Here is a 7,048-nt window from a genome sequence, read left to right as displayed (position 1 = left end):
GCATGATTCCATCCTTGATAAACTAAATCCATTTAGTTTCGCAAAGCCAGGAGCCCCACTTCCTGCGGGTGCCCTGTCGGCTTTATACAGGAGGACAGTAGCAAAACAGAGGCTTGGAGTCTATGGGAGGGGGAATGACGAAATTGCATTGAGTAGGAGGTGGAACTCCTCCTACTCGGTCTGAGGTCAATCTTTGTCTATTTGACAACTTTCAGGCTCTGGTGGCGAAGGGTTTCCATCCGCGTGCGGATCGACGATTCAATACCCGCGGCGTCCAGACCACATTCGGCCAGCAGTTCCCCATGCTTGCCATGGTCCATGAAGGTATCCGGAAGGCCCAGTTGAAGTACCGGCATGGTAACCAGATGGCTGTTCAGGAATTCCGTCACGGCGCTGCCTGCACCACCGGCAATGGCGTTTTCTTCCAGGGTTACCAGCAGCTCATGCTGCTCGGCCAGCTCCAGCACCAGTTCCTCATCCAGGGGCTTGACGAAACGCATGTCGGCGACCGTTGCGCCGATGGCTTCTGCGGCCGTCAGAGCAGGCGCCAGCAGGGTGCCAAAGTTGAGGATGGCAACCCCTTTGCCGTTGCGAATCTGGCGGCCCTTGCCAATCTCAAGCGGTGTCAGTTCCTGCTGTATTTCTGCACCGGGGCCAGTGCCGCGTGGGTAGCGCACCGAGGCCGGCCCTTCGTAGAGCATGCCGGTCTGGAGCATCTGGCGGGTTTCGTTTTCGTCCGACGGTGTCATCACCACCATGTTCGGCACGCAGCGCAGGTAGCTGATGTCGAAAGCGCCAGCGTGGGTCGGGCCGTCTTCACCGACCAGGCCCGCCCGATCAATCGCGAACAGCACATCCAGGTTCTGGATCGCGACATCGTGAATCAGTTGATCGTACGCCCGCTGCAGGAACGTCGAGTAGATGGCGACAACCGGCTTGGCGCCGTCACAGGCCAGACCCGCCGCCAGCGTGACTGCGTGCTGTTCGGCGATGGCGACATCGAAATAGCGTTCGGGGAAGCGCTGTGAGAATGCCAGCAGATCCGAGCCTTCACACATGGCCGGGGTGATGCCCACCACGCGCTCATCCTGTTCGGCCGAATCACACAGCCACTGACCAAAGACGTTGGCGTATTTGGGTTTTTTTGGCTTCGGTTTAACCGGTTCAGGTTTGCTGGGTGGAACCGGTTCGATCTTGTTGATGGCGTGGTAGCCAATCGGATCGGCTTCAGCCGGGGCAAAGCCTTTGCCCTTGGTGGTTACGACATGGAGGAACTGTGGGCCTTCAAGTTCGCGGATGTTCTCCAGGGTTTCCACCAGCAGGGGCAGGTCATGACCATCGATGGGGCCGATGTAGTTGAACCCCAGTTCCTCGAACAGGGTGCCCGGGGCAATCATGCCCTTGAAATGCTCTTCCGTCTTTTTCGCAAGGGCCATCAGGTGCGGAGCGCCCTGAAGGACTTTCTTGCTGCTGTCGCGAACCTGGTTGTAGGCGCGGCTGGACAGCAGCTTGGCAAAGTAGTTGGACAGCCCCCCGACATTACGGGAAATCGACATGTCATTGTCGTTCAGTATCACCAGCATGTCGGCGTGCAGATGGCCGGCATGGTTCAGGGCTTCGAAGGCCATGCCAGCGGTCATGGCGCCGTCGCCAATGACCGCGATACTTTTACGGCCGGTGCGTTGCAGGCGGGCGGCAATGGCCATGCCCAGCGCGGCACTGATGGACGTACTGGAGTGACCCACGCCGAAGGTGTCGTATTCGCTTTCTGCCCGTTTCGGGAAGCCGGCAAGTCCGTTTTTACGCCGGATGCTGCCCATGGCGTCACGCCGGCCAGTCAGAATTTTATGGGGGTAGGCCTGATGGCCAACATCCCAGACCAGGCGATCGGCCGGGGTGTTGAAAACATAGTGAAGGGCTACGGTAAGCTCAAGCACGCCCAGGCCGGCCCCGAAATGGCCGCCGGTCTGGCCCACTGACCACAGCAGAAACGCCCTGAGTTCCCGGGCCAGCTGGGGCAGCTGTTCCTGGGCAAGCTCACGCAACTGGGCCGGTGCATCAATCCGGTCCAGTTGCGGAGTGTTGGGCCGCTGTGATGGGATTTCCTTGAAAATATAAGTGTCCTGCATCTGCTCGGGTCTTTTCCGGTACGTTCAGTAACTGACGGGCATTATAAGGGAACAGGGGAAGCTGTTTCACACAAACCGGGCCAGTTGTTACGAAAATATTTACGGTCAGTGTGCGCCTTCGGGGCGCCGGGGTTCAATGGGCTCTTGCCACCACGTAATCGGCCATTGCCCGCAGCGGATCCGCTTCGGGGCCGAACGCCCAAAGGCTTTGGTGGGCGTTCTCAAGCAGGGCCGCCAGATGCTCCCGGGCACCGGCCACTCCGAGCAGGGCGGGATAGGTGGGTTTGGCCCGGGCGGCGTCAGAGCCCTGGGGTTTGCCAATAACCTGGGTGTCCCCTTCGATGTCCAGCAGATCGTCCTGGACCTGGAAAGCCAGGCCAAGGGCCTTGGCATAGTGAGTCAGCGACGCCCGTGCCTGTTCGCTGACCGAAGGCGCGGTGATGGCGCCAATCCGGACGCTGGCTTCGATCAGTGCCCCGGTTTTGTGCCGGTGCATGGTCTCCAGCTGGGCCAGAGCCAGGGTTTTACCAACGGATTCAAGATCGATCGCCTGGCCACCGACCATGCCCCTGTGACCGCTGGCGCTGGCCAGTTCCCGCACCATGGCCAGGCGCGCTGGCTCGGACAGCCCGGGGGCCTCTGCCAGCCAGCCAAACGCCAGTGCCTGAAGGGCATCCCCGGCCAGAATAGCGGTCGCTTCATCAAAGGCGATGTGGGTGGTGGGCCGCCCGCGCCGGAGCTCGTCGTTATCCATGGCGGGAAGGTCATCATGGATCAGTGAATAGGCGTGGATCAGTTCCACGGCGCAGGCGGGAATCAGGGCCCGGTCACCGGACTGGCCCAGAGCTTTTGCCGCGGCAAGGCACAGGGCGGGCCGGATTCGTTTGCCGCCGCCCAGTACGCTGTAACGCATGGCTTCCTGCAACCGGCCGGAAGCGGATTTCTGTTCCAGGCACCGGTCCAGTTCCGCGTCAACGCGGGTCCGGCAGGTTTCGAGAAAGTCCGCTGCGAGTTGGTTCGGTCCGGACATCAGTCAGCATCATCCGGAGAGAAGGGGTGGGTTTCAAGGCTGCCGTCATTGTTCTGAACCAGTTGCTCGACACGCTGCTCCGCGCTCTTAAGGGCCTGTTGGCATTCGCGGGTCAGTCTGACGCCGCGCTCGAACGCAGCCAGGGATTGCTCGAGGGACAGCTCCCCCTGCTCCAGATCGCGAACCAGCTTTTCCAGTTCATCAAGGGATTTTTCGAAATCGGCTATGGATGTGGCGCCTTGTTCACCGGCCATCAGGGGCCTCCGATCAGATCAGGTGTCAGAATTTCGCGGAGTATACCAGAGCTCGCTTGCTACCGCTGCCAGTGGAAGTGACGGTGTTCACCGGTTTCGGCATCAGGTCCCCAGCTCTGTTCCGTTACCTGGATATCGCCGGTGTCGGAAATACTGACCACCGTAGTCGCCCGGGTGCCGTAGTCTGGGCCGACAATGAAGGGAGAGGAAAGAAATCGTTCGGTATCAATTCCTACTCCGGTGTCGGGTAATAGCCGGTCCGGGGCCGGTGTGGTGTCCTGGAGCAGGGCAACCAGCTCATCGTGCAGCGCGCCCGCATCCATGCCGGCTGTGGCAACGGCATCGCCAACGGCCCCGCGCAGCCGGACCAGCTTGGGCCAGGGAGTCTGCAGAAGATGATTGCTCAGGCCGTAAACGCCCCGGTGGATATGCCTGCCGGGATGAGCGTCCCGGTTACTGAAGTACCAGCCGTCCCGGGGCGTCAGGTGAACAAGGTTAAAGCCGGAAAAATGATCGGCATTGCCATGCAGGTAGCCTTCAAGCTGCAGCCGTGAATCAGTGAGTGCCCGCAGGGGAAGTTCGCCCCGGCTGATATGGCCGGTTTCCGGTGTGCCTTCGCGTACGTTGGTAACGGCGCTGACATGCCCTTCGGCAGAGACCGCAAGCCAGGTTCCGCCGGACTGAAGATCCCGGCCAGCGAGCACCCGGGTGCCTGTGTCGGTCGTCCACCAGTCCATGAAGGCCGTGGGGCGACGAAAGAATTCATCCCGGTTGGCCGCGACAACCAGCGGAAAATGAGGGTTCTGGCCAAGGGCAAAGGCGATCAGGCACATGGTGGAGGGCAGGCTCCCGGAGTTAGTGAAGTTGACTCTTGCGCTGTGTATCATACCAGCCTTGGTTTTCCAGGGTGCGCGACAAACTATGACGCTGGTCTTCGAAATAGCATCGTATCTGGCCCTCGGCGCCTTTGCCGGCACTCTCGCTGGCCTGTTCGGTATCGGCGGTGGGCTGATTATCGTCCCGGTGCTTATTTTTACGTTCGGCCTTCAGGGGATCAGCCCGGAGATTGTTCCTCACCTGGCGGTGGGTACGTCGCTGGCAACCATCGTGTTCACGTCGGTCAGTTCTATCCGTTCCCACCACAGGCATGGCGCTGTGCGCTGGGATCTGTTCCGGCCCATGACCGTGGGCATTATCGCCGGAGCCCTGATCGGTGCCTGGACAGCGTCGCTGATGAGTGGCCCCGCCCTGGAACTGGTTATTGGCGTTTTTGTCATCCTCGTTGGTTTCAAGATGTTTTTTCAGGTGGATCCCAAACCTGGCCGGGATGTTCCCGGTATCGCGGGGTTGGGGGTTGCCGGCGGAGGCATCGGCTGGGCCTCGGCCATCTTCGGGATTGGCGGAGGCACTCTCACCGTGCCCTACCTGAGCTGGTGCAATGTGCGCATGCAGCAGGCGGTGGGTACATCGGCCGCTTGCGGCCTGCCCATTGCCATTGCCGGTGCGCTTGGCAACATCTGGACTGGCTGGCAGAATCCGGTCCTGCCGGAACTGAGTGTCGGTTTCATATATCTGCCCGCGCTGACCGGTATTATCTTCACCAGCGTTTTCTTTGCCCGGGTAGGTGCCAACCTGGCCCATCGGCTGAACCCCCGGGTTCTCAAGCGTATTTTTTCCATCATGCTTTTGCTGGTGGGTCTCCGTTTTCTCCTGAGCTGAGAGGTTATCGATGCTGCAACATCCCCAGATTGATCCGGTGGCCATTGCCATTGGCCCCGTCAAGATCCACTGGTACGGCCTGACCTATCTGGTGGGCTTTGTCGCCGGCTGGTGGCTTGGCAGGATCCGCACACGCAAACCCTGGTCTCCCATCAACGAAGAACAGATGGGCGATCTGCTGTTCTACCTGGCACTGGGGGTCATTCTCGGGGGGCGTGTGGGTTATGTGCTGTTCTACAATTTTGATGCCTTTTTGGCAGATCCGCTCTGGCTTCTGCGGGTCTGGGAAGGCGGTATGTCCTTCCACGGCGGCTTGCTGGGCGTGATATTCGCCATGTGGTGGTACGGGCGTAAAGTAAGCAGTGGCTTCTGGCGCATGGCCGATTTCGTTGCACCGCTGGTGCCGGTAGGGCTTGGCGCCGGACGGATTGGCAACTTCATTAACGGGGAATTGTGGGGCAAACCCACGGACGTTGCCTGGGGTATGGTATTCCGTACCGCGCCGGATTCCCTGGCCCGTCATCCCTCCCAGCTCTACCAGTTTGCCCTGGAAGGTGTCGCCTTGTTTGTCATCCTGTGGTGGTTTTCCTCCCGGCAAAGGCCCAGAATGGCCGTCTCCGGACTGTTCCTGATCTGCTACGGCGTGTTCCGCTTCCTGGTGGAATTCGTGCGCCAGCCGGACCCGCAGTTGGGCTACCTGGCCTTTGACTGGCTCACCATGGGGCAGGTACTGTCCTTCCCGATGATTGTTGTGGGTGCAGCCCTGATGTTTATTGCCTACCGGAGGCGCGCCGAATGAAAGCCTATCTCGCCCTGTTGCAAGACGTTGTCGATAACGGATTCGACAAGGGTGACCGTACCGGTGTTGGTACCCGCTCTGTCTTCGGTCGCCAGATCCGGTTCAACCTGAAGGATGGCTTCCCGCTGGTAACCACCAAGAAAGTCCATCTGCGCAGCATCATCTACGAACTGCTCTGGTTCCTCAGCGGCTCCACCGACAATACTTGGCTGAAACAACGCAAGGTATCCATCTGGAATGAATGGGCGCTGGAGAGCGGTGATCTCGGTCCCATCTACGGCAAGCAGTGGCGCAGTTGGCAGTGCCCGAACGGTGAAGTGGTGGACCAGATCAGTGAGGTCATCGAACAGATCCGCACCAAGCCCAATTCCCGCCGCCTGATCGTCTCCGCCTGGAACCCGGCGGAACTGCCCGATGAATCCATCGGCCCCCAGGACAACGTCCGCCAGGGCCGCATGGCGCTGGCTCCCTGCCACTGCCTGTTCCAGTTCTACGTGGCTGACGGCAAGCTCTCCTGCCAGCTCTACCAGCGCAGTGCCGATCTGTTCCTGGGCGTGCCGTTCAATATCGCCTCCTACGCGCTGCTGACCCACATGATCGCCCAGCAGTGTGATCTGGACGTCGGCGAGTTCGTCCACACATTCGGCGATTGCCACCTGTATCAGAACCACCTGACCGACGACATTGTCTTCGAGCAACTGAAGCGGGAGCCAAAGGCTTTGCCGAATCTGATTATCAAGCGCAAGCCGGCGAGTATCTTCGAGTATGAACTGGAGGACTTCGAGTTCCAAGGCTATGACCCTTATCCTGGGATCAAGGCTCCTATTGCTATTTGACCGAGAGTTTGGGCCCGGTCCGGTAAGTTTGGTGGTGGCCGGGCAGCGGGTGGGGCGTTCCGAAAAACGCTGTGAATACGTCCGTGTACGCTTGGCTCCGCCATCCCTGGCTCCGCACATTTCCGGAACGCCCCACCCGCTGCCCGGCGTTCGAACGACAGAGATCGAAGATCAAAAACCCCAAGGCGGATTGTGGTCAACACTGTGATGTAACGTTGAGCGGAAAATTTGAAATGGATGACTGGGATAGTCTGACTGAACTGCCGAATCGCAGCAGGGCG

8 protein-coding genes are annotated in these 7,048 nt (G+C 59.9%); 4 read left to right on the top strand and 4 right to left on the bottom strand.

Features of this window, described 5'->3' with window-relative positions:
* The coding region (locus QPL96_RS14375) for a hypothetical protein (RefSeq protein WP_303288002.1) at nucleotides 1-184 on the top strand (184 nt) is incomplete at its 5' end.
* Between the two features lie 13 nt (nucleotides 185-197).
* On the opposite strand, the gene dxs is transcribed toward QPL96_RS14375, so the two are convergent.
* The 4 genes from dxs to QPL96_RS14355 form a co-directional block, all read right to left on the bottom strand.
* Nucleotides 198-2,129, bottom strand: a complete 1,932-nt coding sequence (dxs, locus tag QPL96_RS14370) for a 1-deoxy-D-xylulose-5-phosphate synthase (RefSeq protein WP_303288001.1) — start codon at nucleotides 2,127-2,129, stop codon at nucleotides 198-200.
* Between the two features lie 133 nt (nucleotides 2,130-2,262).
* Nucleotides 2,263-3,159 carry a polyprenyl synthetase family protein gene (locus tag QPL96_RS14365; protein ID WP_303288000.1) on the bottom strand — a complete coding sequence of 299 codons (897 nt, stop codon included), beginning with the start codon at nucleotides 3,157-3,159 and terminating at the stop codon, nucleotides 2,263-2,265.
* Nucleotides 3,159-3,413 (bottom strand): exodeoxyribonuclease VII small subunit, encoded by a 255-nt coding sequence (locus tag QPL96_RS14360; protein WP_303287999.1) that lies wholly within the window; start codon nucleotides 3,411-3,413, stop codon nucleotides 3,159-3,161. Before QPL96_RS14360 ends, QPL96_RS14365 begins: the two co-directional genes overlap by 1 nt.
* 59 nt (nucleotides 3,414-3,472) lie before the next feature.
* Complete coding sequence (locus QPL96_RS14355) at nucleotides 3,473-4,246, bottom strand: NRDE family protein (RefSeq protein ID WP_303288006.1); 774 nt, start codon at nucleotides 4,244-4,246, stop codon at nucleotides 3,473-3,475.
* A gap of 88 nt (nucleotides 4,247-4,334) precedes the next feature.
* Here QPL96_RS14355 and QPL96_RS14350 point away from each other — a divergent pair, with 88 nt between their 5' ends.
* From QPL96_RS14350 to QPL96_RS14340, 3 genes are read left to right on the top strand one after another with little or no spacing between them, the layout of a single operon-like run.
* Nucleotides 4,335-5,132, top strand: a complete 798-nt coding sequence (locus QPL96_RS14350; protein ID WP_303287998.1) for a sulfite exporter TauE/SafE family protein — start codon at nucleotides 4,335-4,337, stop codon at nucleotides 5,130-5,132.
* 10 nt (nucleotides 5,133-5,142) lie between these two features.
* Nucleotides 5,143-5,931: a prolipoprotein diacylglyceryl transferase gene (lgt, locus tag QPL96_RS14345; RefSeq protein WP_303287997.1), complete on the top strand. Its 789-nt coding sequence runs from the start codon at nucleotides 5,143-5,145 to the stop codon at nucleotides 5,929-5,931.
* Nucleotides 5,928-6,767: a thymidylate synthase gene (locus tag QPL96_RS14340; RefSeq protein ID WP_303287996.1), complete on the top strand. Its 840-nt coding sequence runs from the start codon at nucleotides 5,928-5,930 to the stop codon at nucleotides 6,765-6,767. Before lgt ends, QPL96_RS14340 begins: the two co-directional genes overlap by 4 nt.
* The last annotated feature ends 281 nt before the right edge of the window (nucleotides 6,768-7,048 follow it).

This window comes from Marinobacter sp. SS8-8 (genome assembly GCF_030540945.1).
In the GTDB taxonomy this organism is placed as follows: domain Bacteria; phylum Pseudomonadota; class Gammaproteobacteria; order Pseudomonadales; family Oleiphilaceae; genus Marinobacter.
The sequence above is the reverse complement of the archived record's forward strand: the minus strand, read 5'-3'. Positions and strand labels throughout refer to the sequence as shown.

What these genes read in the sequence shown, in the direction of transcription:
- dxs (WP_303288001.1), bottom strand. Translation starts at nt 2,129, where the DNA reads ATGCAGGACACTTATATTTTCAAGGAAATCCCATCACAGCGGCCCAAC.
- QPL96_RS14365 (WP_303288000.1), bottom strand. Translation starts at nt 3,159, where the DNA reads ATGTCCGGACCGAACCAACTCGCAGCGGACTTTCTCGAAACCTGCCGG.
- QPL96_RS14360 (WP_303287999.1), bottom strand. Translation starts at nt 3,413, where the DNA reads ATGGCCGGTGAACAAGGCGCCACATCCATAGCCGATTTCGAAAAATCC.
- QPL96_RS14355 (WP_303288006.1), bottom strand. Translation starts at nt 4,246, where the DNA reads ATGTGCCTGATCGCCTTTGCCCTTGGCCAGAACCCTCATTTTCCGCTG.
- QPL96_RS14350 (WP_303287998.1), top strand. Translation starts at nt 4,335, where the DNA reads ATGACGCTGGTCTTCGAAATAGCATCGTATCTGGCCCTCGGCGCCTTT.
- lgt (WP_303287997.1), top strand. Translation starts at nt 5,143, where the DNA reads ATGCTGCAACATCCCCAGATTGATCCGGTGGCCATTGCCATTGGCCCC.
- QPL96_RS14340 (WP_303287996.1), top strand. Translation starts at nt 5,928, where the DNA reads ATGAAAGCCTATCTCGCCCTGTTGCAAGACGTTGTCGATAACGGATTC.